The 24,816-nt window shown below is 72.6% G+C and carries 24 protein-coding genes; 13 read left to right on the top strand and 11 right to left on the bottom strand.

The features are described from left to right. Positions 1 to 26 precede the first annotated feature (26 nt). Both ABZU99_RS23440 and ABZU99_RS23435 read left to right on the top strand, forming a co-directional pair. Positions 27 to 458, top strand: a complete 432-nt coding sequence (locus tag ABZU99_RS23440) for a hypothetical protein (protein WP_355942520.1) — start codon at positions 27 to 29, stop codon at positions 456 to 458. Continuing rightward, positions 455 to 673, top strand: a complete 219-nt coding sequence (locus ABZU99_RS23435) for a hypothetical protein (RefSeq protein WP_356045948.1) — start codon at positions 455 to 457, stop codon at positions 671 to 673. The genes ABZU99_RS23440 and ABZU99_RS23435 overlap by 4 nt, the downstream gene beginning before the upstream one ends. A gap of 99 nt (positions 674 to 772) precedes the next feature. Here ABZU99_RS23435 and ABZU99_RS23430 read toward each other — a convergent pair whose 3' ends face one another. The 3 genes from ABZU99_RS23430 to ABZU99_RS23420 all read right to left on the bottom strand — a co-directional run bounded on the left by ABZU99_RS23430 (position 773) and on the right by ABZU99_RS23420 (position 3,456). Then, complete coding sequence (locus ABZU99_RS23430) at positions 773 to 1,117, bottom strand: hypothetical protein (RefSeq protein ID WP_355942514.1); 345 nt, start codon at positions 1,115 to 1,117, stop codon at positions 773 to 775. 110 nt (positions 1,118 to 1,227) lie between these two features. Beyond that, entirely contained in the window at positions 1,228 to 2,931 is a 1,704-nt protein-coding gene (locus tag ABZU99_RS23425; protein WP_356045946.1) for a cellulose-binding domain-containing protein, read from the bottom strand. Between the two features lie 399 nt (positions 2,932 to 3,330). Then, entirely contained in the window at positions 3,331 to 3,456 is a 126-nt protein-coding gene (locus ABZU99_RS23420) for a hypothetical protein (protein WP_356045944.1), read from the bottom strand. A 607-nt stretch (positions 3,457 to 4,063) separates the two neighbouring features. Here ABZU99_RS23420 and ABZU99_RS23415 point away from each other — a divergent pair. The 8 genes from ABZU99_RS23415 (at position 4,064) to ABZU99_RS23380 (ending at position 15,622) form a co-directional block, all read left to right on the top strand. Beyond that, positions 4,064 to 6,097, top strand: a complete 2,034-nt coding sequence (locus ABZU99_RS23415) for a TerD family protein (RefSeq protein ID WP_356046035.1) — start codon at positions 4,064 to 4,066, stop codon at positions 6,095 to 6,097. Positions 6,098 to 6,295: 198 nt separating this feature from the next. Next, on the top strand, positions 6,296 to 10,645 hold the full coding sequence (locus tag ABZU99_RS23410) for a bifunctional nitrate reductase/sulfite reductase flavoprotein subunit alpha (protein WP_356045942.1): 4,350 nt from the start codon (positions 6,296 to 6,298) through the stop codon (positions 10,643 to 10,645). 94 nt (positions 10,646 to 10,739) lie between these two features. Further along, entirely contained in the window at positions 10,740 to 11,129 is a 390-nt protein-coding gene (locus ABZU99_RS23405) for a helix-turn-helix transcriptional regulator (protein WP_355942503.1), read from the top strand. 14 nt (positions 11,130 to 11,143) lie between these two features. Further along, a complete protein-coding gene (gene modA, locus ABZU99_RS23400; RefSeq protein WP_356045940.1) occupies positions 11,144 to 11,971 on the top strand; it encodes a molybdate ABC transporter substrate-binding protein in 828 nt (275 codons plus the stop codon). 161 nt (positions 11,972 to 12,132) lie between these two features. Then, positions 12,133 to 12,972 (top strand): molybdate ABC transporter permease subunit, encoded by an 840-nt coding sequence (gene modB, locus ABZU99_RS23395; protein WP_355943161.1) that lies wholly within the window; start codon positions 12,133 to 12,135, stop codon positions 12,970 to 12,972. 44 nt (positions 12,973 to 13,016) lie between these two features. After that, positions 13,017 to 14,099: an ABC transporter ATP-binding protein gene (locus ABZU99_RS23390; protein WP_355942498.1), complete on the top strand. Its 1,083-nt coding sequence runs from the start codon at positions 13,017 to 13,019 to the stop codon at positions 14,097 to 14,099. Positions 14,100 to 14,129: 30 nt separating this feature from the next. Beyond that, a complete protein-coding gene (locus ABZU99_RS23385) occupies positions 14,130 to 14,873 on the top strand; it encodes a hypothetical protein (protein ID WP_356045938.1) in 744 nt (247 codons plus the stop codon). 179 nt (positions 14,874 to 15,052) lie between these two features. Further along, a complete protein-coding gene (locus ABZU99_RS23380) occupies positions 15,053 to 15,622 on the top strand; it encodes a hypothetical protein (protein WP_356045936.1) in 570 nt (189 codons plus the stop codon). A gap of 4 nt (positions 15,623 to 15,626) precedes the next feature. On the opposite strand, the gene ABZU99_RS23375 is transcribed toward ABZU99_RS23380, so the two are convergent. Together ABZU99_RS23375 and ABZU99_RS23370 are read right to left on the bottom strand one after the other, a co-directional pair. Beyond that, positions 15,627 to 15,893 carry a zinc-binding dehydrogenase gene (locus tag ABZU99_RS23375; RefSeq protein ID WP_356045935.1) on the bottom strand — a complete coding sequence of 89 codons (267 nt, stop codon included), beginning with the start codon at positions 15,891 to 15,893 and terminating at the stop codon, positions 15,627 to 15,629. Then, a complete protein-coding gene (locus tag ABZU99_RS23370; RefSeq protein WP_356045933.1) occupies positions 15,890 to 16,783 on the bottom strand; it encodes a PhzF family phenazine biosynthesis isomerase in 894 nt (297 codons plus the stop codon). Before ABZU99_RS23370 ends, ABZU99_RS23375 begins: the two co-directional genes overlap by 4 nt. A 93-nt stretch (positions 16,784 to 16,876) precedes the next feature. Between ABZU99_RS23370 and ABZU99_RS23365 the strand changes: the two genes are divergently transcribed. Further along, entirely contained in the window at positions 16,877 to 17,782 is a 906-nt protein-coding gene (locus ABZU99_RS23365; RefSeq protein ID WP_356045931.1) for a LysR family transcriptional regulator, read from the top strand. A 46-nt stretch (positions 17,783 to 17,828) separates the two neighbouring features. On the opposite strand, the gene ABZU99_RS23360 is transcribed toward ABZU99_RS23365, so the two are convergent. The 5 genes from ABZU99_RS23360 to ABZU99_RS23340 form a co-directional block, all read right to left on the bottom strand. Beyond that, positions 17,829 to 18,260: an NUDIX hydrolase gene (locus ABZU99_RS23360; protein ID WP_355942483.1), complete on the bottom strand. Its 432-nt coding sequence runs from the start codon at positions 18,258 to 18,260 to the stop codon at positions 17,829 to 17,831. A gap of 164 nt (positions 18,261 to 18,424) precedes the next feature. Next, positions 18,425 to 19,570: an SPFH domain-containing protein gene (locus ABZU99_RS23355; RefSeq protein ID WP_355942480.1), complete on the bottom strand. Its 1,146-nt coding sequence runs from the start codon at positions 19,568 to 19,570 to the stop codon at positions 18,425 to 18,427. An 11-nt stretch (positions 19,571 to 19,581) separates the two neighbouring features. Further along, positions 19,582 to 19,833 (bottom strand): hypothetical protein, encoded by a 252-nt coding sequence (locus ABZU99_RS23350; RefSeq protein WP_355942477.1) that lies wholly within the window; start codon positions 19,831 to 19,833, stop codon positions 19,582 to 19,584. 97 nt (positions 19,834 to 19,930) lie between these two features. Further along, positions 19,931 to 20,617 carry a sigma-70 family RNA polymerase sigma factor gene (locus ABZU99_RS23345; RefSeq protein ID WP_356045928.1) on the bottom strand — a complete coding sequence of 229 codons (687 nt, stop codon included), beginning with the start codon at positions 20,615 to 20,617 and terminating at the stop codon, positions 19,931 to 19,933. A gap of 190 nt (positions 20,618 to 20,807) precedes the next feature. After that, complete coding sequence (locus ABZU99_RS23340) at positions 20,808 to 21,464, bottom strand: hypothetical protein (protein ID WP_356045926.1); 657 nt, start codon at positions 21,462 to 21,464, stop codon at positions 20,808 to 20,810. Between the two features lie 235 nt (positions 21,465 to 21,699). Here ABZU99_RS23340 and ABZU99_RS23335 point away from each other — a divergent pair, with 235 nt between their 5' ends. Further along, a complete protein-coding gene (locus ABZU99_RS23335) occupies positions 21,700 to 23,136 on the top strand; it encodes a PepSY domain-containing protein (protein WP_356045924.1) in 1,437 nt (478 codons plus the stop codon). Between the two features lie 33 nt (positions 23,137 to 23,169). Then, positions 23,170 to 24,135 (top strand): pentapeptide repeat-containing protein, encoded by a 966-nt coding sequence (locus ABZU99_RS23330; RefSeq protein ID WP_356045922.1) that lies wholly within the window; start codon positions 23,170 to 23,172, stop codon positions 24,133 to 24,135. Positions 24,136 to 24,153: 18 nt separating this feature from the next. Here ABZU99_RS23330 and ABZU99_RS23325 read toward each other — a convergent pair whose 3' ends face one another. Next, entirely contained in the window at positions 24,154 to 24,756 is a 603-nt protein-coding gene (locus ABZU99_RS23325; protein ID WP_356045920.1) for a hypothetical protein, read from the bottom strand. Between the last annotated feature and the right edge of the window lie 60 nt (positions 24,757 to 24,816).

Below are 24,816 nucleotides of genomic sequence, written 5' to 3'. Positions count from 1 at the left end.
CGGCCCTGACGGAAGGAAGACTCACCATGCACCGTGGAAAGACCGTCGTCGTGGCGCTCGCGGCCACCACTGCCCTGCTCGGACCGGTGGGCGTCGCCGCGGCGGACGGCAGCGCTCCGGCCTCCACACCGGCCGCCGCCCCCAGCGTCGGCAAGGGAACCGGCAAGGGGGCGGGGGACGGCGCCAAGGGGCTGTGCAAGCGGGCCCACAAGATCGACAAGCGGATCGACCGGGCGCTGAAGCGACTCAAGGGCCGGGCGGGCGCCCGGGGGTCCGTCGCGCGGCTCACCAAGCGGGTCGAGAGGGCGAAGAAGGCGGGCCACACCGAGGTCGCCACCTTCCTCAACGACAAGCTGACCTTCCGTAAGTCCCTCATCCCCACACTGGAGAAGCGGCAGAAGGATCTGGGGAAGGTCCAGAAGTGGTGCGCCGCGCGCGGTGAGGGATCCGACGCATGAGGCGCCGTATCGCGCTCGCCGCCGCGGCCGTGCTCTGCGCCGCCCTGGCCACCGGCTGCGGCGGCAAGGGCGGCACGGACGACGCGGGCACCGCGGGCGGCTCCGGCAAGCCCTCGGCACCGTCGTCCTCCGAGCTCAGCAAGGTGGGCAAGGTGGTGGACGACGCCGAGTCGGCGGCAAGGGCGGCGGAGTCGGACGCCGCGAGCGACAGGTAGCGGGACAGGCGGGACAGGCGGGACAGGCGGGACAGGCGGGACAGGGGGGACAGGGGGGACAGGGGGAAGGGAGGGACTCGCCCCGGTCGTACCGCCGTCTCACACGGTGTTGACCGGGGCGATCAGCCCGGCGGTGGATCCGGTCGGTACGGGGTCGGTGTGGGCGCTGACCAGATCGCCGCTCTCCAGGAAGCCGGACCCGCTCACATCCACATGGACCCGCAGCCCGTAAGCGTCGGTGGGGACGAGCTCACCGGGGACCGTCACGCTGAACGGGACATGGCCCCCCGGGCTCAGCGGCACATCGGTGAGCACCTGCGCCCCCACCACCGACGAAGGCGTATCCGGGCGGGACACATTGCGCACCTCCACCACCACCCGCGCCGCCTGCTTCGTGGGCGCGTTGGGGGGCAGGGACACGATGCCGCTCAGAACGGTGCTCATGCCGGGCCGTCCCTCATCACTCACCTCACCTCGAGGCCAGGAGAGGCCTTATTCCGCATTCCGCCACAGGTTCCCCCCGGGCCGGAGGTCTGATACCGCCATCCGGGTGGTCAGGTGGAGCAGGAGCGGCCGTTCAGGGCGAAGTCGCGGGGCGCGGAGTTGCGGTCGTGCCAGGAGCCGACGAAGCCCATGGCGAAGGTGGCGCCCGCCTCGACCTTCTTGTTGTAGTCGCGCGCCGTGGCCGTCACCCGCGAACCGCTCTGGCTGACGTCGCCGTCCCACATCTGCGTCACCCGCTGGGAGTCCGGGAAGGTCCAGGTGACCCGCCAGTCGTCCAGCGCCGTGCGCGAGGTGAGGTGCACCTCGGCCTGGAAGCCGTCGGACCACTCGTCGACCAGCGTGAAGCGGACCGTGCAGTCGGCGGAGGCGGAGGCGGAGGCGGAGGCGGAGGGCGGCCCGGGCTCCTTGGAGCCGTGGCCGGAGGTGGACCCGGTGTCGGAGCCGCCCTTCGAGCCCGGTGAGCCCTTCGAGCCCTTCGAGGCGGAGGGCGAGCCGGAGCGGGAGGGGCCGGGCTTTTTGTGGTCCGCGCCGCCTGTGCTCCGGGACGGTGCCGGGCTGTCCGGCGACGGCGTGGCGGGGGCCGCGCTTCCCGGCGTGGTGGCCGTGCCCGGGTGCCCGGCGGAATCGTCGCTTCTGTTGTCGGAGACCGCGGCGGTCCTGGTCAGGGCGACCAGAGCGGCCAGCGCCACGACGGCTATGACCGCCAGGATCACGGTCGTCCGGGCCCTGTGTGACCTGCGGCGGCCGCCCCGGCCGTGGCCGGTGGCCCGCCCCGGGGCGCCCGGCCCACCGGCGCCACGGGTGCCCCGCGCCGTACCTCTCGTACTGTCGGCGGCTCTGGTCGCGCGGGCGGCGCGGCTGAGCCAGGGCGCCCCGGCGCGGTCCAGGACCCGGTCACGCAGCCGTTCCCATAACGGGGCGCGGACGGCCCGCACGGGCGCGGCGGCGCGGCTGCCGGCGCCGGGGGACCGGGTGGCGGCCTGGCGGCGCCGCTCCAGATACAGATGTCCGCCCCAGCCGAGGACGCCGCCCGCGAGCGCGCCGGGCAGTCCCCCGCCGTGCAGATAGAGACAGGCGGCGGCCTCCCGGCAGTTCGTGCAGCGGGCCAGGTGCTGCCACAGGTCGGCGGGTGAGGGGGCGTCCGGGGTGCGGGTCGCGGCGTCCAGCAGCTTGGCGTAGCTGCGGCACTCCTCGTCGGTGAGGGTGTCGACATGGTTGCGCTGGCAGCGCTGCCGGAAGGCCGCCCGGACCCGGGCGATCTCCTCGGTGGCGTACGCGGTGTCGCACCCGAGTTGCCGGGCCACCGCCTCCGCGGACCGCGACTCCACCTCGACGGACCACAGCAGTTCCCCGTCCGCCTCCGGCAGATCCCGCAGCCCGCGCAGGGCGAGCGGCTGCTCACGGGGCGGGGCGGCGTAGCGGGCGGGGCGGTCCGAGGACAGCCAGACGCGGAACTCCGGGTCGAGCCGGTCGCCGTGGCGGTGGGCCTGCCAGTCGGCCGCGGTCGTCCGTACGGAGGTCAGGAACAGGGGAAGCCACGGCAGGCGCTGGCCCCAGCCCCGCGTCCGTCGGTTGCGGGTCTCCCGGATGCTCCGGCGGAACGCCTCGGTGGCGAGCCGCATTCCGTCCTCGGGGGTGGCGGTGCACAGCTCCGCGTAGTCGGCGACCGCGTCCCAGTAGGCATTCAGCAGGGCCGTCGCGGAGACGGTGGCGTCGGCTCCCGCATCGGACGCGTCGGCGTGACCAGATGACACGTGGGAGCCGTCGCGGGGGGATGAGTGGTCGGGCATGGAGGCAATTCCTCACTCACGAACAGCGGCGCCCCCGCCGGGGGGCAACTCTCTCACATGGGCCGCCGGATGGGCAGCCAAAAGCACAGCCACGCCTCGGAGTTGGGGATTGCCCTTTCGGGACGCGGCGAGCCTTTCACGCCGGTGACCAGGCTGACAAGAGACGATAGAGGAGACCGGACGGAATTCCGACCCATCTCGCGGACTATTCGGGCGCGTGAATTCGAGTGAACAAACGTTGGACTCGCGGTAACCCGGTAACCCGGTAACTCGGCGATACGAAGGCTCGGGCCGCAAAGGCCCGGGGGCCTCGCCGTCGGACGGTGGGAACTCCCATGAGTTCCTGGAGATTTACTTTTCACCTCACATCTCGAGCTCGGTGCCGTACTGCCGCAACCATGCGTCGATTCCCAGCGCCATCTCCACGCTCTGCCGGGATTCCCTGGCCCTCGCCCCGCGCCGCCCGCTCGGCCACCCCGTCTCCAGCACATGCTCGTGCGGTCCTTGCGGTCCTTGCGGTCCTTGCGGTCCTTGCGGTCCAGCAGGATCCGCCGGTGTCCCAGCACGGCGTGCGTGTCCAGCCACAGCCCCTCCGCGTCCGGCCCAGGACAGCTCATGGTCCGGTTCATCGCGTCGAGCACCTCGCGCTCGGCGGTCAGGTCCTGGTCGTAAGAGATCCATCCGGTGATGCCGTACATAGGCGATCCGGCTCCTCCGGTCGGCTGGCCCCGGCGCGCCGGGCCTTCGTGTATGGCCCATCGCGGGTGCACTTCCGCCGTCGTCCCACGGCGCAATGCCTCGGTTCCCAACGGTCGGCCCAGGCGGTTGCATAAGCCACCAGTAGCCTTAGGCAATGATCATTTTCCGGGCGCCGGGGGATTGGTGCGCGCCGGGGCGTGGGGTGGCTCTTTCGGGGGCGGATGTCCCGGGTGGCGGGTCGCTGGGTGTCAATCGCCGCATCGCGCCGCGAAGCGCCAGGTTCGGGCGCTAAGGTTCACTTCACACTTGAAATGTGTATCCATCAAGTATCACCATGCGGACGGCTGTCCGGGCGGGGCTCGGGGCGGCCGGTATTGGGGGGACCAATATGCGGGAGATGGTCAAGGGCGGCAACGTCGGCCTGGCGGCCCTGAGCGAGGACGCCGGGTCCGTGATCCTCAGCCTGAGCTGGAGTACCGCGACCGGAGACGGGGACGCGGACGTCTCCGTGCTGCTGCTGAACGCCGACGGCAAGGTGTGCAGCGACGCCGACTTCTACTTCTACAACAACCCGGCCGCCGCCGACGGAAGCGTGCAACTGCTGGGCAAGACTCCGGCCGCCGACGGGGACGAGGACCGCATCAGCCTCGATCTGACCGCGACCCCGCGGGAGGTGGAGCGCGTCGTCGTGGCGGCCAGCCGGTACGGCGGCGCCCGCTTCGGCGACCTCAGCGATCTGCGGATGACGCTTGCCGACCGGGCCGGAGAGGTGCTGCTGGGCTTCTCCGTCGACGACGCGAGCGTGGAGCGCGCGTTCGTCTTCGGCGAGCTCTACCGGCGCGGCGAGGAGTGGAAATTCCGGGCCGTCGGCCAGGGGTACGAGTCTGGACTGGCCGGTCTGGCCACGGACTTCGGCATCGACATCGATGATGACGCGGACGACGCGTCCGAGGAGGAGCCGGCACCGGAGGCCGAGACGGCGGTGGAACAGGCGCCGGCGCCCGAGGAGCCGGCCGGCGTCCCCGCGCGGACGGTGCTCAAGGCGCCCGTGCCGGAAGCGCGGTCGGCACCGGAAGCGCGGTCGGCACCGGACGCGGAGGCGGCACCGGCCCCGTCCAGGCGTCCCCGGACGGCGAAGAAGAAGGTCACGCTGCCCAAGGTCGCCAGGAAGTCGCTGGCCGAGAACGACTCCTGGCGGTTGGCCCGGCTCTTCCCCGTCTCCTCGCTCAAGAGCGACCGGGAACGCGAGATGCGGGCCACCTCCGTACTGCTGTCGGTGATCGCCCAGGTGCCGGAGTTCGGGCGCCGGCTCACCGCCGCCTTCGGCGCACCCGCCGGCCGCATGGAGACCTTCACCGAGGTCTCGCTGCCGCACGGAGGAAACGCACCCAAGCGTCCCGACGGCGTCATCCGGGTGGAGCGGGCCGGAAAGCTGTGGACCGCCCTCGTGGAGACGAAGACCAACGGCAATCCGCTCAAGGCCGAGCAGGTCCAGGACTACATGGACATCGCCGCCCGGCGCGGCTACGAGGCCGTGATCACGCTCTCCAACGATGTGGCGCTGGAGGGCAGCCCGCTGGTCGACGTCAAGATCGACGGACGGCGCAAGCACAAGGTCGCGCTGTGGCATCTGTCGTGGGCCGAGGTGACCCACCACGCCCAGATGCTGATCCGCCACGAAGGCGTCGGCAACACCGCCCACGCCTGGCTCCTCCAGGAGCTGCTGCAGTATCTCCAGCACGAGAACTCCGGCTGCCATGGCTTCCAGAACATGGGCCCGGCCTGGGTTCCGGTGCGCAACGGCATCGACGACGAGACCCTGTGCAAGGGCGACCAGCGCGCCATCGAGGTGGTCGAGAGCTGGGAGCGGCTCATCCGACAGGTCTGTCTGCGGCTGGGCGGCGAACTCGGGCAGAAGGTCCTGCCCGTCCAGCGCGCCCGGCGCGGCATCGACCAGAGCTCCCGCCATGCGGCCCTCGCCGACCGGCTCTGCCAGGATGGACGCCTCTACGCCGAGCTGCGCGTCGAAGGCAGCACCGGGATCCTCGCGATCGTCGCCGACCTGCGCACCGGCAAGCTGCGCACCTCCGTCGAGATTCCCGCCCCCGATCAGGGCTACCCCCTCACCTGGGCCAAGCGCCTGGTCCGGCAGCTCGCCGAGGCCCCGGCCGACCTCCATGTCGAAACCCTTGTCGAGGGGGAGAGCGGCGGACCGCGCGGCACGCTGGAGCGGCTGCGTCCCGAGCCGGGCGACCTCCTCCCCAAGGACGGCGCGCAAGTCACCGGCTTCCGGCTGTCCTTGTTCAAGGGCATGGGCAGCACCCGCGGCAATGCCGAGTCCGGTTTCATCCGCAGTGTCGATGACGCGGTGGACCGCTTCCACGCCGGTGTCGTCGCCCACCTGGAGCGCCGCCCGGCCCGTCGGGCCTAGTCCGCGGAGTGCGGCCGACCCGGGACGCGGCGTCGTTCGGCGGCGCCGCTGACCGGGCTTTTGGTCCTCACACGGACCGTGGGGCGGCTGTGTGGCGGACGTAACCCCTCGTGATCCGCGGCTGTGACGTGCTCGCAACCGGCGCTTTCTAGGGTGCCGGGGTGGGATGCGCCCACTGTGATCGCGAAAGGAACGTTGGTGACGGCATCGGCACGGGCGGCACGGTCGATACGTACGGTGTGCTCGTACTGCGGGGTCGGGTGCGGGATCGTGCTCGATATCGGGCAGGAAGGCGCGACCGGGCGCCGCACGGTGATCAAGGCGTCCGGGGACAAGGCGCATCCGGCCAACGCGGGGCGGCTGTGTACCAAGGGGGCGACCAGCGCCGAGATGCTTGCGGCGCCCGGGCGGCTGGGCGGGGCGCTGGTGCGGACGGATCGGGGGGCCGAGCCCGAGGGTGCCGGGGTGGACGCGGCGATCACGGCGACCGCGCGGCGGCTGCGGGCGATCCTGGACGAGCACGGGCCGGGCGCGCTGGCCTTCTATGTGTCGGGGCAGATGACGCTGGAGGCGCAGTATCTGGCGAACAAGCTGGCCAAGGGGTTCATCGGCACCCCGTGGATCGAGTCCAACTCACGGCTGTGCATGGCGAGCGCGGGCAGCGGCTACAAGCTGTCGCTGGGCGCGGACGGTCCGCCCGGTTCGTACGACGACTTCGACCGCGCCGATCTTTTCCTCGTCATCGGCTCCAATATGGCCGACTGCCATCCGATCCTGTTTCTGCGGATGATGGACCGGGTGAAGGCGGGCGCGAAGCTGATCGTGGTCGATCCGCGGCGTACCGCGACCGCCGACAAGGCCGGGCTGTTTCTGCAGATCCGGCCGGGGACGGATCTGGCGCTGCTCAACGGGCTGCTGTATCTGCTGGTCGAGGGCGGCCATATCGACCGGGAGTTCATCGACGAGCACACCGAGGGCTGGGCGGACATGCCCGGCTTCCTCGCCGGGTATCCGCCCGCGCGGGTCGCGGAGATCACCGGCATTCCGGAGGCGGACATCCGGGAGGCGGCGCGGTGGATCGGGGCGGCCGGGGAGTGGATGAGCTGCTGGACGATGGGGCTCAACCAGTCCACGCACGGCACCTGGAACACCAACGCCCTGATCAATCTGCATCTGGCGACCGGCGCGATCTGCCGCCCCGGCAGCGGCCCCTTCTCGCTGACCGGCCAGCCCAACGCGATGGGCGGGCGGGAGATGGGCTACATGGGGCCGGGGCTGCCCGGGCAGCGGTCGGCGCTGGACGCGGAGGACCGCGCGTTCACCGAGGAGCTGTGGGGTGTGAAGCCCGGGTCGCTGCGCCCCGACGGGGGCGGGGCGGGCACGGTCGAGATGTTCCGGCGGATGGCGGACGGCGACATCAAGGCGTGCTGGATCGTCTGCACCAACCCCGTCGCCTCGGTCGCGGGCCGCCGGACGGTGATCGAGGGGCTGGAGGCGGCCGAGTTCGTCGTCGCCCAGGACGCCTTCGCCGAGACCGAGACCAACGCCTACGCGGATGTGGTGCTGCCCGCCGCGATGTGGGCCGAGGCGGACGGCGTGATGATCAACTCCGAGCGGAATCTCACCCTCTCCCCGCAGGTGGTGGACCCGCCCGGGGAGGCGCTGCCGGACTGGCGGATCATCGCGCGGATCGCCTGCGAGATGGGGTTCGAGGACGCGTTCGGCTATGAGAGCGCGGAGGAGATCTTCGAGGAGATCAAGCGCGCCTGGAACCCGAGGACCGGATACGACCTGCGGGGCGTGACCTACGAGCGGCTCCGTTCGACGCCCGTGCAGTGGCCCGCCGCGTCGGCCGACGGCCCGAGCCGCAATCCGGTCCGCTATCTCAACGACGGTGTGAGCCAGGCGGCGTTGGCCGGACCGGACGGCACCCGGCCCCGGCTGGCGTTCCCCACGGCCAGCGGCCGGGCGGTGTTCCACGCACGCCCGCATCTGCCGCCGGCCGAGCTGCCGGACGACGACTTCCCGTACGTCCTGAACACCGGTCGGCTGCAGCACCAGTGGCACACCCTCACCAAGACCGGCAAGGTCGCCGGGCTCAACAAGCTCAACCCGGGTCCGTTCGTGGAGCTTCATCCCCAGGACGCGGAGGCGCTGGGGATCGGCGAGGGCGACGCGGTGGAGGTGGCCTCGAGGCGCGGCCGGGCGGTGCTTCCGGCGGTGGTGACGGACCGGGTGCGGCCGGGGAACTGCTTCGCCCCGTTCCACTGGAACGATCTGTTCGGGGAGTACCTCAGCGTCAACGCGGTCACGAACGACGCGGTCGACCCGGTGTCCTTCCAGCCGGAGTTCAAGGTGTGCGCGGTGTCGCTGGCCAGGGTCGCGGCGGCGGCCCACCCGCCCGCGGCGGCCCACCCGCCCGCGGGGGAGCATCCGCCCGTGGGGGAGCATCCGCCCGTGGGGGAGCATCCGCCCGTGGGGGAGCATCCGCCCGCGGGGGAGCATCCGCCCGCGGGGGAGCATCCGTCCGCCGGCGAGCACCCGTCCGCCGGCGAGCACCCGGCTTCGGCCGGCCCGGCGGCGCTCGCGGAGGTGTTCGGGGTGGCCGACATCAGGCCGCCCGTGCTCGCCGAGCACGAACGCCGGTATCTGCGGGGCTTTCTGGCCGGACTCGACGGTTCGGGCGCGGCGCCGGGCACCGACGCGGCCACGGCCGTACCGGTGCTGCCCCGGCACGCGCCCTTCACCCCGGAACACGTGCTGTGGATCAACGGCGTGCTGGCGGGTACGTACTCGCGCGCCACCGCCCCCCAAACCGCCCTGGAGGTGGCCTCTCCCGAGGCGGGGGACCATGGCCGCGAGGTGGTCGTGCTGTGGGCCTCGCAGACCGGCAACGCCGAGGACCTCGCCGGTGCCGCCGCCCGGCGGCTGACCGAGACCGGCCGCAGCGCCCGGCTGCTGGACATGAGCGACTGCACCCCGGCCGCCCTCGCCGCCCTCCCCCGCCCCGCCGATCTGCTCGTCATCACCAGCACCTTCGGGGACGGCGACGCCCCCGACAACGGCTCGGGCTTCTGGGAGTCCCTGGCCGCCCCCGGCGCGCCGCGGCTGGACGGCACCCGCTATGCCGTCCTGGCCCTCGGCGACTCCGCGTACGACGACTTCTGCGGCCACGGCCGACGGCTGGACGAACGCCTCGGCGAGCTGGGCGCGGTGCGGCTGGCGCCCCGTACGGACTGCGAACCGGACTACGACGAGCCCGCCCGGCAGTGGCTCGACGGGGTCCTCGCCGTGTTGGGGGGGACGGCACAGCCGGAGCCTGCCGACCCCGTCGCCGGGGCCGACCCCGTCGCCGGGGCCGACCCCGTCGCCCCCGGAACTCCCGCCGCCGAGCCGTCGGTCCACGCCGCGCCCGGCCCCGCCCGGCCCACCAAGGCCACGCCCTTGACCACCCGGCTGACCGGAAACCGGCTGCTGAGCAGGGCCGGGGCCACGAAGGAGGTGCGGCAGTTCGCCTTCGGCACGGCGGACGGCGCCCTGGCGTACGAGGCCGGGGACGCCCTCGGCGTCTGGCCCGAGAACTGCCCCGAGCTGGTCGCCGAATGGCTGGCCGTCACCGGACTCGACCCGGCGCAGGAGGTGGAGATACCGGGCTCGGACGACCCCCTGCCGCTCGCCGAGGCCCTCCACCGCCGTCTGGAGATCGCGAGGGTCACCCCGGACCTGCTGCGCTTCGTGGCGGACCGCACCCATGACCGTGACCTCAAACGGCTGCTGCGCCCCGACAACAAGGACGGTCTGGCGCAGTGGGCCTGGGGCCGTCAGGCGGTGGACGTCATCGCCGAATACCCCGTCCGCGCCTCCGCGCAGGAGTGGGCCGGTGTCCTCAAACGGCTCCAGCCCCGCCTGTACTCCATATCGTCCAGCCCCCTCGCCCACCCCGGCGAAGTCCGGCTCACGGTCTCCGTGGTGCGGTTCGAGAGCCGGCGCGGGGCCGCGCGCAAGGGCGTGGCCTCCGCCCATCTCGCCGACGCCGCGCCGGACCACTCCGTCCCCGTCTTCGTCCAGCGCTCCCCGCATTTCCGTCCGCCCGCCGACCCGGCGGCGCCGATGGTGATGGTCGGTCCCGGCACGGGCATCGCCCCCTTCCTGGGCTTCCTGGAGGAGCGCCGGGCGCGCGGCGCGACCGGGCCGAACTGGCTCTTCTTCGGCGAGCAGCGCAGCGCCACCGACTTCTACTACCGGGACGAACTGGATGCCATGCGTCGGGACGGCACCCTGACGCGCCTGGACACCGCCTTCTCGCGTGACCAGCGTGCCAAGATCTATGTCCAGGACCGGATGGCGGAGCACGGTGCCCGGCTGTGGTCCTGGCTCGAGGACGGCGCCCACTTCTATGTCTGCGGCGACGCGGGCCGTATGGCCAAGGACGTCGATCGGGAGCTGCGCGAGATCGCGATCGCCCACGGCGGACTGGGCGCGGACGCGGCCGACGCGTACGTGAAGCGGCTGGCGGCCGAGAAGCGGTACGCGCGCGATGTGTACTGAGCGCCGCAGACGCCAGCCCTCGACCCCTGATCGTTGACGTTATGCAATCCAAACGGGTCTCCTCGCCTCGCAGGCGCACGCCTATCATGGGCGGATGCACACCTACCGGATCGGTGAGGCCGCGGCCCTGCTGGGGGTCAGCGCCGACACCTTGCGGCGCTGGGTGGACAGCGGGCGGCTGACCGCGGACCGCGACGACCAGGGGCGCCGGATCATCCCGGGCGCGGCGCTCGCCGCGTTCGCCCGTGAGGTCGGCCGGAGCGCGGAGCGGGAGAGCCCGGGCTCCTCGGCCCGTAACCGCTTCAAGGGCATCGTCACCGAGGTGATCCTGGGCGATGTGTCCGCGCAGGTGGAGATCCAGGCGGGGCCGTTCCGGGTGGTGTCCATGATCAGCCGGGAGTCGGCGGAGGAGCTGAAGCTGGAGCCGGGCGTCCCCGCGGTTGCCGTGATCAAGTCGACCAACGTGGTCGTGGAAAAGCCGTGAACAGGAGAGGCCCTGTGACCATCCGTTCCGAATCCCGATCCCGCCGGACCCCGCGTGCGGTGGGCGCTCTCGCCGTGGCGGCGCTGGCGCTCACCGCCTGCTCCTCCAACGGCTCCGACCCGAACACGGACGCGGACTCGGATTCCGGATCCTCCTCGGAGAAGCTCTCCGGCACGGTGACGGTCTTCGCCGCCGCCTCGCTGAAGGAGAGCTTCACCGCGCTGGGCAAGACCTTTGAGAAGGAGCACCCCGGCACCAAGGTGGCGTTCAACTTCGGCGGCAGCGACGCCCTCGCGGCCGGCATCACCTCGGGCGCGCCCGCCGATGTCTTCGCCGCCGCGAGCCCGAAGACGATGAAGACGGTCACCGACCACAAGGACGCCCAGGGCACCCCGGCCACCTTCGTCCGCAACCAGCTGGAGATCGCGACCCTCCCCGGCAACCCGAAGAAGATCGCGACGCTTGAGGACCTCACCAGGTCCGGGCTGAAGGTCGCGCTGTGCGCCAAGGAGGTGCCGTGCGGGGCCGCCGCACGGAAGGCGCTGGACGCGGAGCATCTGAAACTCACCCCGGTCAGCTACGAACAGGACGTCAAAGCCGCGCTGATGAAGGTGCAGATGAAGGAGGTCGACGCCTCCGTGGTCTACAAGACCGATGTGAAGGCCGCGGGTGGCAAGGTGGCCGGTGTGGAGTTCCCCGAGTCGAAGAAGGCCATCAACGACTACCCGATCGCCCTGCTGAAGCACGCGCCGAAGGCCAAGGCGGCCACGGCCTTCATCGACCTGGTGAAGTCCGCGCGGGGCCAGAAGGCGCTCGGCGAGGCGGGCTTCCTAAAGCCGTGACCGACGCACCGACGGCCCCGCACGACGGGGCGGCCCCGGACGACGGGGTGGCCCAGGAGGGCAGGGCGGCCCTGGACGACGGGGTAGCCCAGGAGGACGGGGTGGCCCAGGAGGGCAGGGCGGCCCCGGACGACGGGGCGGACCAGGACGACGGGGCGGCCCTGGGGAGCACGACGGCCCCGGAGGACGGGCCGCGCCCCCGGCGTGCCGCCCGCCGGACCCGCGCCGGGGTCCCGCTGCCGCTGCTGGTGCCCGCCCTCGGCGGGATCGTCTTCCTGGTGCTGCCGCTGGTGGCGCTGCTGGTCCGGGCGCCGTGGCGAAGCCTGCCGGACCAGCTGACCGGCGTCGCCGTGTGGCAGGCGCTACGGCTCTCGCTCATCAGCGCGACCGCCGCCACCGCCGTGGCCCTGGTGCTGGGCGTGCCGCTGGCCTGGCTGCTGGCCCGCGCCCGCTTCCCCGGCCGCGGGCTGCTGCGCGCCCTGGTGACCCTGCCGCTGGTGCTGCCGCCCGTGGTGGGCGGGGTGGCGCTGCTGCTCGCGCTGGGCCGTAACGGGATCGTCGGCCGCTGGCTGGACTCCGCCTTCGGCGTCACGCTGCCGTTCACGACGGCGGGAGTGGTGGTGGCGGAGGCGTTCGTGGCGATGCCGTTTCTGGTGATCAGTGTCGAGGGGACGCTGCGGGCCGCCGATCCGCGCTACGAGGAGGCCGCCACGACCCTCGGGGCCTCACGCTTCACCGCCTTCCGGCGCGTCACCCTCCCCATGATCGCCCCGGGCGTGGCGGCGGGCGCGGTGCTGGCCTGGGCCCGGGCGCTGGGCGAGTTCGGGGCGACGATCACCTTCGCGGGCAACTTCCCGGGCCGTACGCAGACGATGCCGCTGTCGGTCTATCTGGCGCTGCAGAGCGACCCGGCCGCCGCCATCGCCCTGAGCCTGGTGCTGCTCGCCGTGTCCATCGCGGTCCTGGCCGGACTGCGCGAGCGCTGGCTGGCCACCTCATGACCACCCGCCCGCCGCACAACCCCCCGGCCGCCGGGACAACGGCCTTGACGGCCGGGTCCGAGGCCGGTCCCCACACCGGCCTCGACGCCCGACTCGTCGTCCACCGCGACCGCTTCCGGCTGGATCTGCACCTCACCGCCGCGCCCGGTGAGGTCCTCGCCCTGCTCGGACCCAACGGCGCGGGCAAGACGACCGCGCTGCGCGCCCTCGCCGGGCTCACCCCGCTCACCGCCGGGGCGCTCACGCTCGACGGCCAGGCCCTGGAGGATCCACGGCGGCGGTTGAGGACTCCGCCCGAGGATCGCCCGGTCGGCGTCGTCTTCCAGGACTATCTGCTCTTCCCTCACCTCACCGCCCTCGACAACGTGGCCTTCGGCCTCCGCTGTCAGGGCGTACCCAAGGCGGAGGCCCGTGCCCGGGCGGCCGACTGGCTGGCCCGGATGGGCCTGGCCGAGCACTCGGGCGCCAAGCCCCGCCGGCTGTCCGGCGGCCAGGCCCAGCGCGTCGCCCTCGCCCGTGCCCTGGCGACCCGCCCCCGACTGCTGTTGCTGGATGAGCCGCTGGCCGCGCTGGACGCCCGTACCCGCCTCGACGTCCGCGCCTCGCTCCGCCGTCATCTCGCCGACTTCGCGGCGGTGGCCGTGCTGGTCACCCATGACCCGCTGGACGCGATGGTGCTCGCGGACCGGCTCGTCGTGGTCGAGGAGGGCCGTATCGTCCAGGAGGGCACCCCGGCGGACATCTCCCGCCGCCCCCGCACCGACTACATCGCCAGCCTCGTCGGTCTCAACCTCTACCAGGGCCGCGCCGATGGCCACACCGTACGGCTGGACGGCGGCGCCACCATCACCACCACCGAGCACCTCACCGGCCCGGTCTTCGTCGCCTTCCCGCCCACGGCGGTCACCCTCCACCGCGACCGCCCCGACTCCAGCGCCCGCAACCTGTGGCGCGCCGAGGTCACCGGCCTCGAATCGCACGGCGACCAGATCCGCGTGGCCCTCACCGGCGACCTCCCGCTCCTCGCGGACCTCACCACCCTTGCCGTGGCCGACCTCGGACTCCACCCGGGCAGCACCGTGTGGGCCACCCTCAAGGCGACCCAGACTCACGCGTATCCGGCGTGAGGAGGCCCCGGCTCTGGAATGCTGGGGGACATGGGGGAGGGCGAGCGAGGTTCCGCACGGCGTCGGCACATCGTCGCGGGGGTGGTGAGCTGTGTGGCCATCGCGGTGGCGGTGGTCCACGTCGTCGCGCCGGACCTGAAGATTGACAACGTCACCGTGGCGCTGCTGGTGGTGGCCATCGTGCCCTGGCTGCGCGACTTGCTCAACAGCATCGAGCTGCCGGGCGGGTTCAAGGTCGAGTTCAAGGCCGTCGAGCAGCGCATCGAGGCGGCCGAGCGTGTCGCCGACGCCGCGCTCGTCGGCAGCGGCGACGACCTACCGGAGACCGACGACGCCACCGCGCTGGAGGATGTGCGCAAGCTGGCCGCCGAATACCTGGAAGTGCGCCGGTCGATGCGCAGCGGACCTGCCCGCACCCAGCGCCAGGCCGGCATCTTCGGCAGGCTGGTGCGGACGACCCAGCGGGTCGCGGCTCCCGCGCTGGACGACTGGCTCACCTCGCCCGACGGCGGGCTGCGGCTGGCGGCGTACGCGCGGCTGTACGCGGCGCCGGACCCGGCCGGGATCCACGCCCTGGCGGACGCCGTCGTCCAGGACCCACTGGCCTTCAACCAGTACTGGGGGCTCCGCGCGCTCGACAAGGTCGTGGATGCGGTCGGGGCCGAGGAGGTGCCGTCCGAGGTCGTCCGCCGCCTGGAGGACTGCCGGCCGCGAGGCAGTGACCGGGTAGCCCTGCTGCGGCGCCTGCTCGCCAAGCTCAACGGCCTGCCGTAGGCCGTCATCGCGCTGCCCGCGGACCACCGGGCCCATCCCTGCCGGCCTGGTTCGCGCTCGTCGTCTCCGTGCCGCTTGCCGCCGCTTGCCGCCGCCTTCGCCGCTTTCGCTGCCGTCGCTGCCCTCGCCGCCTTCGCCCTCGGCGCCCGCTGTCCGGACCCCGCTGTAGGGTCCGGCCCATGACCCGCTCCCGCACCCTTCTCGACCGTCTGCGCAACGACCCCCGGGCGGCCGAACTGGCCACGCACCCCTTCGACTTCGACATCGACACCGGGGACCACCATGTCGAGCCCGTGCGGCTGGCGTCCGGAGCCCCGCTGGAGGGGATCGCGGGGGACGCCGGTGGCGGTACGTACTTCCTCTGCGGCGATGGCGGCGGTGAGGACCGCCCGGTGCTCTTCGCCGACTCCGAGGGCTCCGCCGGGGTGATCGGCACCAACCTCACCGAGGCGCTGCAGCTGATGATCGGGCTGCCGTGCTGGGACGAAGCCCTGTACCGGGAGCGGCAGTTGGGGCGGGAGCTGAACGAGCCGGAGCTTGAGGCCCTCCGCGCCGCCGACGACGCGGAGTTCATCGAGGACCTCGAACTCGAGGACTTCCCCGGGATGCGCGCCGAACTCCTCGAACGCCTCGGCCTCGCCCCGCTTCCGCCCCTGACCCGGCTGCTGGAGCGGGGCCGCGCCGCTGTCGCCCTCGACCCCGACCATGTTCTCCTCAACGAGGAAGGCGACGCCTACCAGCAGGGGTGACGGTCTATTCGTCGGTGATGACCACCTTGCCGAAGTGGCCCCGGGAGGCGAAGTACCGGTATGCCTCCCCGGCCTCCGCGAACGGGAAGGCGCGGTCGACGACCGGGCGCGGCCGGTGCGGCTCGGTCGCGCGGTTCGTCAGGTAGTCGAGCGACCAGCCCCGCATCCGGACCAGCACCTCGCGCGGCCCGGGGGCGGGCCCCTCGCGCTCGTCCGGCCGGGGGGCGTCCACGCCAGTGAGGCGCGGCAGATGGTGGTACCGAGTCCTCATCGAACTCCTCCTCGGTCCTGCGGGATCCGGACGGCCTGGCCGCTGACCCGGATCCGGGGGTCGCCGGGGCGTACGTCCACCAGGAGATCGCTGGGCCGGCCCATGTCCTCGCCCTGACGGATGCGCACCCGGGTCTCCTCGGTGACCAGGCCGAGATCCCGCAGATACCCCCCGAAGGCGGCGGCCGCGGCACCCGTGGCCGGGTCCTCGACGACACCGCCGACCGGGAACGGATCGCGGGCGTGGAAGTCGAAGCGGTCCGGGCCGGCGCCCTCGCGCCACACCAGATGGACGGTGGTCCAGCCGCGCCGCCGCATCACCTCCTCCAGCGCCCCGAAGTCGTAGTCGAGATGCGCGAGCCGCTCACGGGTGGCGGTGGCGAGGACGAGATGGTCGTTGCCCGCGAAGGCGATACGGGGCGGGAGGGACGGGTCGAGGTCGCCCCGCGACCAGCCCAGCGCCGCCAGCACCGGCTCGACATCGGCCTCCTCGTCCGCCGGGCGGGAGCGGGTGGGGACGCTGGTGAGCGTGGCGCGCGGCGGACCGTCGCCGTCGGTCGAGGTCTGCACCCGGATCTCACCCGAAGCGGTGTCAAAGACCAGCTCACCGGGGCCGTCGCGCTCGGCGAGGGCGACCGCGGTGGCGATGGTGGCGTGCCCGCAGAAGGCGACCTCGGCGCGCGGGCTGAAGTAACGGACCCGGTAGCGGCGCGTGGCCTCGTCCCGCTCCGTGATGAACGCGGTCTCCGAGTAGCCGACCTGGGCGGCGAGGGCCGTCATGGCGGCGTCGTCGGACGCCAGGGCGCCGGCGTCCAGGACCACACCGGCGGGATTGCCGCCGGAGGGGTGGGTGGTGAAGGCGGAGTAGCGGAGAAGGTCGGTGTCGGTCATACGGCAACCGTTCCACCGGAGTAGGTATCGCGTCCAACGATTCCTTTCGCTGAACCCCATCGACTCATTCGATACCCGGCTACCCTGGCGGCCGTGGACACACGACTCCTCCGCACCTTCGCGGCACTGGCGAGGACAGGAAGCTTCACCGCCACCGCCGCCGAACTACATCTCGCCCAGTCCACCGTCACCGTCCAGATCCGCACGCTCGAACGGGAACTGGGCACCCGCCTCTTCGACCGGCTCCCCTCCGGCGCCCTCCCGACCAGCGCCGGCCGCCTCCTGCTCAAGGAAGCCGAGGACGTCCTGGACGCCGAGGCCCGCCTCCACGCGACGGCGGCCGCCACCAACGGCGACGGGGCCGACGGCGCCGTACGCGGCCATGTCGCTCTCGGCGCGGGCGAGTCCCTGTGCGCCTCCCGCCTCCCCGGTGTCATCGCCTCCCTGCGCGGCACCCACCCCGGCATCGACCTCCACCTCCACCCGGCGGGCAGCGCCGCCGCCGTGGAAGGGCTGCGAACGGGACGGCTCGACCTCGTGCTGCTCCTGGAGCAGGAGGTGACCGACGCCGACCTGATCGCCCGCCCCATCGCCCGCGAACCCCTCGTCTACCTCGCCGCCCCCGAGCACCCGCTCGCCGGACGGGCGGTGGAGTGGGACGAGTTGGCCGGGCAGAGCTTCTTCGTGCACGAACAGGGCTGCTCCTACAGCGACCACCTCGTCCGCAGGCTCCTCACCCTCCCCGGCCCCCCACCCCGCCTCACCCGCTTCGGCAGCATCGAAGCCGCCCGCTCCTGCGTAGCGGCGGGCCTGGGCCTCACCCTCCTCCCCCGCGCCACGGTCGAACGCCACCTCCGGGAAGGCGCCCTCGCCGAGGTCCACGGCCCCCCGATCCCCCCGGTCCCCGTCCACCTCACCCACCACCGCCGTCGCTGGACCAGCCCGGCGGCGCGGGCGGTGGCCGATGAGTTGACGCGCCTGATGCCGGCGAGCGGCTGAGGGCGTCGTTTCGCGGACGCCGTGCGGGGCCTGCGCCTCGTACGAGCTAGACGAGCTTGGCGCCGTCGTGGGCCCGGACCGCCGGGGGCGAGGCCGTGTCGAGGGCGTCGAGGATGCGGACGGCGTGGGCCTCGTCCGCGAGGTCGGGAACCTCCGCGCGGGTGGCCCAGCGCCAGGCACGGGTGCGGGCGCCTGTGGCGGGGGTGCCGTCGGCGGCCTCGCAGCGGAAGACGAGGGAGACGACCAGGCCGGTCATGTCCTTGTAGACACCGGTGAGGGCGGCCGGAAGCGCGATCTTGACGCCCGTCTCCTCGAGGATTTCGCGCCGCAGGGCCTCGGGAACGGTTCCGCCGGGGTCGAGCACGCCGCCCGGCGGTTCCCATGTGCTGCCGTCCCGCCGCTTGATCAGCAGCGCCCGGCCCCGCTCGTCGACGACGACCCCGGCGACGCTGACGCTGTGCGGGCGGTCAGTGGTCACGTTCCTCGGCCCTCTCGGCTGGCTGGGGTCCACACGGTAGCAACGTGCTGCCCGCCAGCAGCGTGGCATCCACCTCCTTGGTGAACGCCCCCTTGCCGCCGAGCACCGACGGTGCCGGGTCGAGACCCCGTCACGCTACCGTTACCGCTCCCGCTGCCGTCCTGTCAGCGGATCTCGACGGCGCCGTTGTCCGGTCGGCGCGGATCGTCGTCCTCCTTCTCATGGCCCTCCGGCGTGCCCAGGTTCCGCTTGACCGCGTCGAGGATGGTCAGGCCCTGGCCCACCAGCCCCGCCGCGATCTCGCCCAGCCCGTCGGCGCCGTTGAGGACGTTGACATTGGCCCCGGAGAGTCCGGCGGAGGCTTCCTTGACGATCTGCGGGAGCTGATCGATCAGCATGCGGTCGAGCGCCACCCTGCCGTGCGAGGCCGCGGCCTCGGCCTGGATCTTCATGCGCTCCGCCTCGGCCAGCGCCAGCACCCGGATCCGTTCGGCCTCGGCCTCGGCGGGCTTCACGATCTCGGCCACCAACTGCTGCTGTCGCAGATCGGCGGCGCGCTGGGCCAAGTCGGTCTGCGCGGCGAGTACTTCCTGCTGCGCGTGCGCCTGCGCGAGAGGTCCGGCCTGGGCGGCCTTGGCCTGGGCACGGTCCACCTCGGCGCTGTACTGGGCCTGGACGATCGCCGTCTGCCGGGCGTATTCGGCCTGGTTGCGCGCCGCCTCCTGCTCCGCCTCGGAGGACGCCTGGGTGGCCTGGGCCTGGGCGATCTGGGCCTGGCGCTGGATGGCGGCCTTGTGCGGGGCGGACATCGCGTCGATATAGCCGGTGTCGCCGTCGTCGATCGACTGGATCTGCAACGAGTCCACGATGAGGCCGATCCTGGCCATCTCGGTCTTCGAGGTGTCCAGCACCTCGGTGGCGAGCTTCTGCCGCTCCGTGATGATCTCCTCGACCGTCATCGAGCCGATGATGGCCCGCAGATGGCCCGCGAAGATCCGTCCGGTCAGCACCGCCATCTGGTCCTGGTCGGACAGGAACCGCTGCCCCGCGTTGACGACGCTCTCGGTGTCATTGCCGACCTTGAACGCGATGACCGCCCGCACCGTCAGCGTGATGCCCTGCTTGCTGACGCACTTCTCCTCGACCTCCGCCTCGCACATCGCCAGCGTCAGGTAGCGGACCTTGCGGAAGACCGGAAGCACGAACTTGCCGTGCCCGGTCACCACGCGAAACGGCGCACCCCCATGACCACGCCTTCCCCCCGAGATCAGCATCGCCTGGTCGGGGGCGGGCACGCGGTAACCGAACATCCTTTGTCTCCTCAACCGGCGTCGCCGGCGGCGCCGGACGACGCGTTCAATGGATCGGTCCACTCGATGACGTCGACCTGGCGAGTGCCACGGGAGTCGATCACCAGCACGCAAGCCCCGTGCGGCAGGGGCTCGGTGGACCAGGCGAGGAAGGTTTCCGAACCGCCTCTGACGCGCACCAGAACCTCGCCGGGACCGGCGTCGCCACGCGTGCCGATCACCAGCACCCCCGTGCGACCGATCACAGCGTCGTCCGGCGTCATACGACGGCCGCCCCCTCCCCCTGTGTGCTGCTGAAATCCCGACTGTAGCCCCGCTGTTCGACCCGGGACACGGGGGTATGTCGCAGTACGGCCCCGGTCACGTAACGGGTTCGTCCAGCGGGGCGGCGGGGACGAGGGCGATGGCGTCAGCCCGCCAGGGCGAGTGGTTGGGGGTGCCCGGGGATTCGGCCGCGTCCAGGAGGGCCGTCATGTCCTCGCGGGCGCGGGCCACGCGGGAGCGGACGGTGCCGATGGGGCAGCCGGTCGCGGCGGCGGCGTCGGCGTAGGGGAGGCCGAGCACCTGGGTGAGCAGGAACATCTCGCGGCGGGCCGGGGGGAGTTCGGTGAGCAGGTCGAGGAGTGCCACGCCCTCGTCGAAGCCGGGGAGGCCGGTGGGCTGGGCCCGTTCGGCGGCGGCCTGCCAGTCGTCGGTGTCGAGCACACGGGGGCGGACGGCCGCCCTGCGGTAGCGGTCGGCGACCGCGCGGCGGGCGATGGACATCAGCCAGGTGCGGGCGGAGGAGCGGCCGGCGAAGCCGGGGAGGCCGGTGAGGGCGCGCAGATAGGTCTCCTGGGTGAGGTCTTCCGCGCTGTGCGGGTCGGCGCCGAGGTGGATGACGAAGCGGCGCACGTCACGGCGGGTGGCGCGGATGAAGTGTTCGACGGCGTCGGGGTCGCCGTCGCGGGCGGCCAGCGCCCATGCGGTGATCCGCTGATCGGTGGCGGTGGCGGTGGCGGTGGCGTTGGTGACGGGGTGCACGGCTCGTACCGGGGCAGGAGGCATCGGCAGGCGTCCTTCGATATCGGTGGGCGGCACGCGCGGGTACGCCGCTTCCGCCGGGCGCGTTGGCGCACGGGAGCGGCGGGGGAGTCCGCGGTACCGGGGCATCAGGCCGACGCCGGGCAACGGGCGTCGGTAATCCGCCCGTCACCACCGGCACATCCCGGAGCCCGGGTGCGCGGGAGAAGGGCGGTCAGCAGGGGAGAGGGCCGCGCCCGGGCGGCCCTCTGCGCCGGATGACGTGGCACAGCAGCACACCGCGCAGCCGACGGGCGGCGGTGGGCGCGGAGGGCCACGCGGGCGGCGGCACCGTCCCGGCGCCCAGCATCCGCAGGGCGATGCGCAGCGGTACGAACACCGCGGCCGCGAGCGCCCGGCCGAGCCGGAACGCGGCGGCCTCACCGCGCCACAGCCACACCGCGCTGATCAGCGTGGCGAGCAGATGCGCGAGGGCCATGGCCGTGCCGCCCTGCCAGGGCCAGCCCGGCCACTCATGCCACGCCGGGCCGCCCATATGGGCCATGTCGTGCGCCATGCCGTGGGCCGCGCCGCTCGCCATGCCGTGGTGCATGCCCGCGTCGGCGGACGGTGCGCTCAGTGTCTCCGAGAGCATGAACAGCACATGCAGACCCAGCTGGGCGACGACCGTCGAGCCGGTCACGGCCAGCGCTCCGCGCTCCCGCCCGGTCAGCCACCACGCGGCGGCCGCCGTCGCGGCGAACGCGTGGCCCATGGCCCACAGCGGCAGCGTGCCGCCGGACGTCAGAGCGTGTCCGAGGGCCGTCACCACGACGCACACCGCCGCGAACACGGCGGCTCGCGCGAGGCGGAATGTCGACCCTGTGGGCATGGCGGTCATCGTGCCAGCGGCCACCGGGCGGGGGAATCGCCGGACCAATCTTCGTACGCGCGTGACAAACGTGGCGGGAGTGACCGATTCCGAGGGCCTCTGATGTGCCGCAGGTCACATCCACCGTGGGGATCGGGCCGGAACTCGACGGTCCGGCCGACCGACGACTCCACTGGCACGCCCGATGCAGGGGGGCCGTGCCGTGCCGAGTGATCCACCGAGCCGGGAGCCGTCCATGACCGCCGAACCCCTCTCCGCCGCGACGGACGACTCACCGGCCGACGCCCCCCGGCCCACCTCCCCGCCCCGCGGTTCGTCATGGTCCGCCCTGCGCCCGCTGGTGCTGCGGCTGCACTTCTACGCGGGCGTTCTGGTCGCGCCGTTCCTGCTGATCGCCGCCGTGACGGGGCTGCTCTACGCGGGTTCCTTCCAGGCCGAGAAGATCGTCTACGACCATGAGCTGCGCGTCCCCGTCGGGGACACCGAGCTGTCGATCTCCCGGCAGGTGGCCGCCGCCCGCAAGGCCCATCCCGAGGGCGAGATCAGCGCCGTACGGCCGTCGCCCGAGGACGGCGCCACGACCCGGGTGCTGCTGTCCGGCGTCAAGGGGATCGACTCCGGCCACACCCTGGCCGTGTTCGTCGACCCGTACACCGGCACGGTGCGCGGTGCGCTGGAGCAGTACGGATCGTCCGGCGCGCTTCCCCTCCGTACCTGGATCGACGAGCTCCACCGCGATCTGCACCTCGGCGAGACCGGCCGGCTCTACAGCGAACTCGCTGCCAGCTGGCTGTGGGTGATCGCGGGCGGCGGGTTGGTGCTGTGGTGCGCCCGCCGCCGCACCGGCAAGCGCGCCCTCGTCCTCCCCGACCGCACCGCCACCGGCCGCAAGCGGACCCTGTCCTTTCACGGCACGGTGGGCATATGGGCGGCGCTGGGCCTGTTCTTTCTGTCCGCGACGGGCCTGACCTGGTCCACCTACGCCGGTGCGAGCGTCGCCGACCTGCGGTCCGCGCTCGGCCAGACGACGCCCACCGTCTCCAGCACGGTCGGTGGCGAGCACGCCGGTCACGGCGCGGGTTCCGGCTCGATGCCGGGCATGGACATGGGCGGTACGGACGGCAAGGGCGGGCACACCGCCGACGTGGGTCTCGACGCCGTACTCAAGGCCGCCCGCGCCGAGGGCCTGGACAACCCGGTGGAGATCGTCCCGCCCGCGGACCACGGCAGCGCGTACGTCGTCAGCCAGATCCAGCGCAGCTGGCCGGAGAAGCAGGACGCGGCGGCCATCGATCCGGCGACCGGCGAGGTGACCGACGTCCAGCGGTTCGCGGACTACCCGGTGCTCGCCAAACTCACCCGCTGGGGCATCGATCTGCACACCGGAAACCTCTTCGGCCTCGTCAACCAGATCGCCCTGGCCGTTCTCGCGCTGGCCCTGATCTTCCTGATCGTGTGGGGCTACCGCATGTGGGGGCAGCGCGGCCGGGGCTCCGCCTTCGGCCGCCCGATCCCGCGGGGCGCCTGGCGCCAGGTATCGCCGTATGTCCTGGTCCCGTTGGTTGCCGCGATCGCCGTGCTCGGCTACTACCTGCCGCTGCTGGGCATCCCGCTCGCCGCGTTCCTGGCCGTCGACATCGTCCGGGGCCGGATCGCCACCCGCCGGACGTAACGACGCCCGCCAGGGCATGCCAAGCTGAGCGCCATGCGGCCTTCCCACAACCGCCGGCCGGCGCGGATGCGCTCCCTGCCCTGGCACATCACCCTCGTTCTCGTCCTCGGGGCAGGCGTGTTCGCCCTCACCGCCACGCTGCTGTGGGCGGCTCTGGGCTTCCCGGCCCTCACCGGTCCGCACGCCCTCGCGGCCGGGACCAAGTTCGACCTGGTGAAGCTCGCGCTGTCGGTGGTGGCGGGGGTGGGCGGCGTACTGGCGCTGGTGGTCGCGTACCGGCGGCAGCGCCTCTCGGAGGCCGCGGAGCGGCGCGAGGACATCAGGCTCTTCAACGAGCGCTTCATCACGGCGAGTTCGCAACTCGGCCATGAGCTGCCGACCGTACGGCTCGCCGGGATCTACGCCATGGCGGGCCTCGCCGATGACTGGGCCGAGGGGCGGCAGTCCTGCGTCAACGTCTTGAGCGCCTATCTCCGTATGCCCTATGAACCGGTCAGCACCTCGCCCTGGTATCTCGACGAGGAGGGCGAGATCCGGCTGTCGCTCACCCGGCTCATCACCGAACACCTACGGGAGGACGCGCCGGTCAGCTGGCAGGGCTGTGACTTCGACTTCACCCGGGCCCGCTTCCAGGCCGCGGACTTCAGCGGGGCGTGCTTCTCGGGCGGGGAGGTCTCGTTCAGCCTGGTGCGCTTCGACGGGGGACGGATCTCGTTCGACGGCGCCCGCTTCAGCGGCAGCCGCGTGCGCTTCGGCGGCACCGCTTTCCTCGGCGGGCAGGTCAGCTTCGCCGACGCGTGCTTCAGCGAGGGCCGGGTGACCTTCGACGGGGCGGTGTTCACGGGCGCCGCGGTCTCCTTCCGGGGCGCGCGTTTCACCGGGGCCGAACTCGATCTGTCGTCCGTCGAGCCCGAGAACTACGCGGTCCCGCCCGAGTTCGACCCCTGGGACACCCCACCGGCCGGTCTGCTGCTGCCCCGGCCCCGGACGTCCGGCTGATCGGCGGACGGGGCCCGCCTACGACGCGTCGTCCTCCGTGTTCTCCGCCGCGTTCTCCTCGAAATAGGCGTCCAGCACCGCGTCCAGCTGCGCCGTCCACTCCTTGAGGACGCTCTTGGCCGGCGCCTCCACATCGGCCTCGTACCAGCGCCGGTCGGTCGTATAGACGGTGACGGAGAACCGCTTGCCGAACCGCGGAGTGCCGATCTCGACCGCGCCGATCTCGTGCCAGCCGAAGTCGGCCTGCTCGCCGTCGAGCCGGAAGGTGATGCCCCGGCGCCCGGCGGTGATCACCCCGCGCCGGTCGGAGGCATCGAAGGCCACACCGCCGTCTTCCTCTTCGGGGTCCTCGGGGCCCTCGGGGTCCTCGGCATCTTCGGCGTCCTCGGCGTCTTCGGCGTCCTCGGGGGCGTCAGAGGCGTCGGGGGCCTCCCCCTCCTTCCCCTGGCCGTCCTGGTCCTCGGCCTCGTCCTCGGCCTCTTCGGTCTCGACGTCGTCGTCGGCGTCGATATCCTCGGGCGGATGCTCCGCCGTCTCTTCCGGGGCTTCCTCCTCCGCGTCGGCAGGGCGCGGGGACGTCAGACCGGGTATGTACCCCGGATCCGTCCCGGCTGTGTGCATGGGCGGGATGATCGGTCCTGTGCTCTGCTCCACGGCGGGAAGTATTGCGGATAAACCTGT

Origin of the sequence: Streptomyces sp. NPDC005266 (genome assembly GCF_040607655.1) — a bacterium.
In the GTDB taxonomy this organism is placed as follows: Bacteria; Actinomycetota; Actinomycetes; order Streptomycetales; family Streptomycetaceae; genus Streptomyces.
Note: the sequence above shows the minus strand (reverse complement) of the source record. Positions and strands in the feature narration are given on the sequence as shown.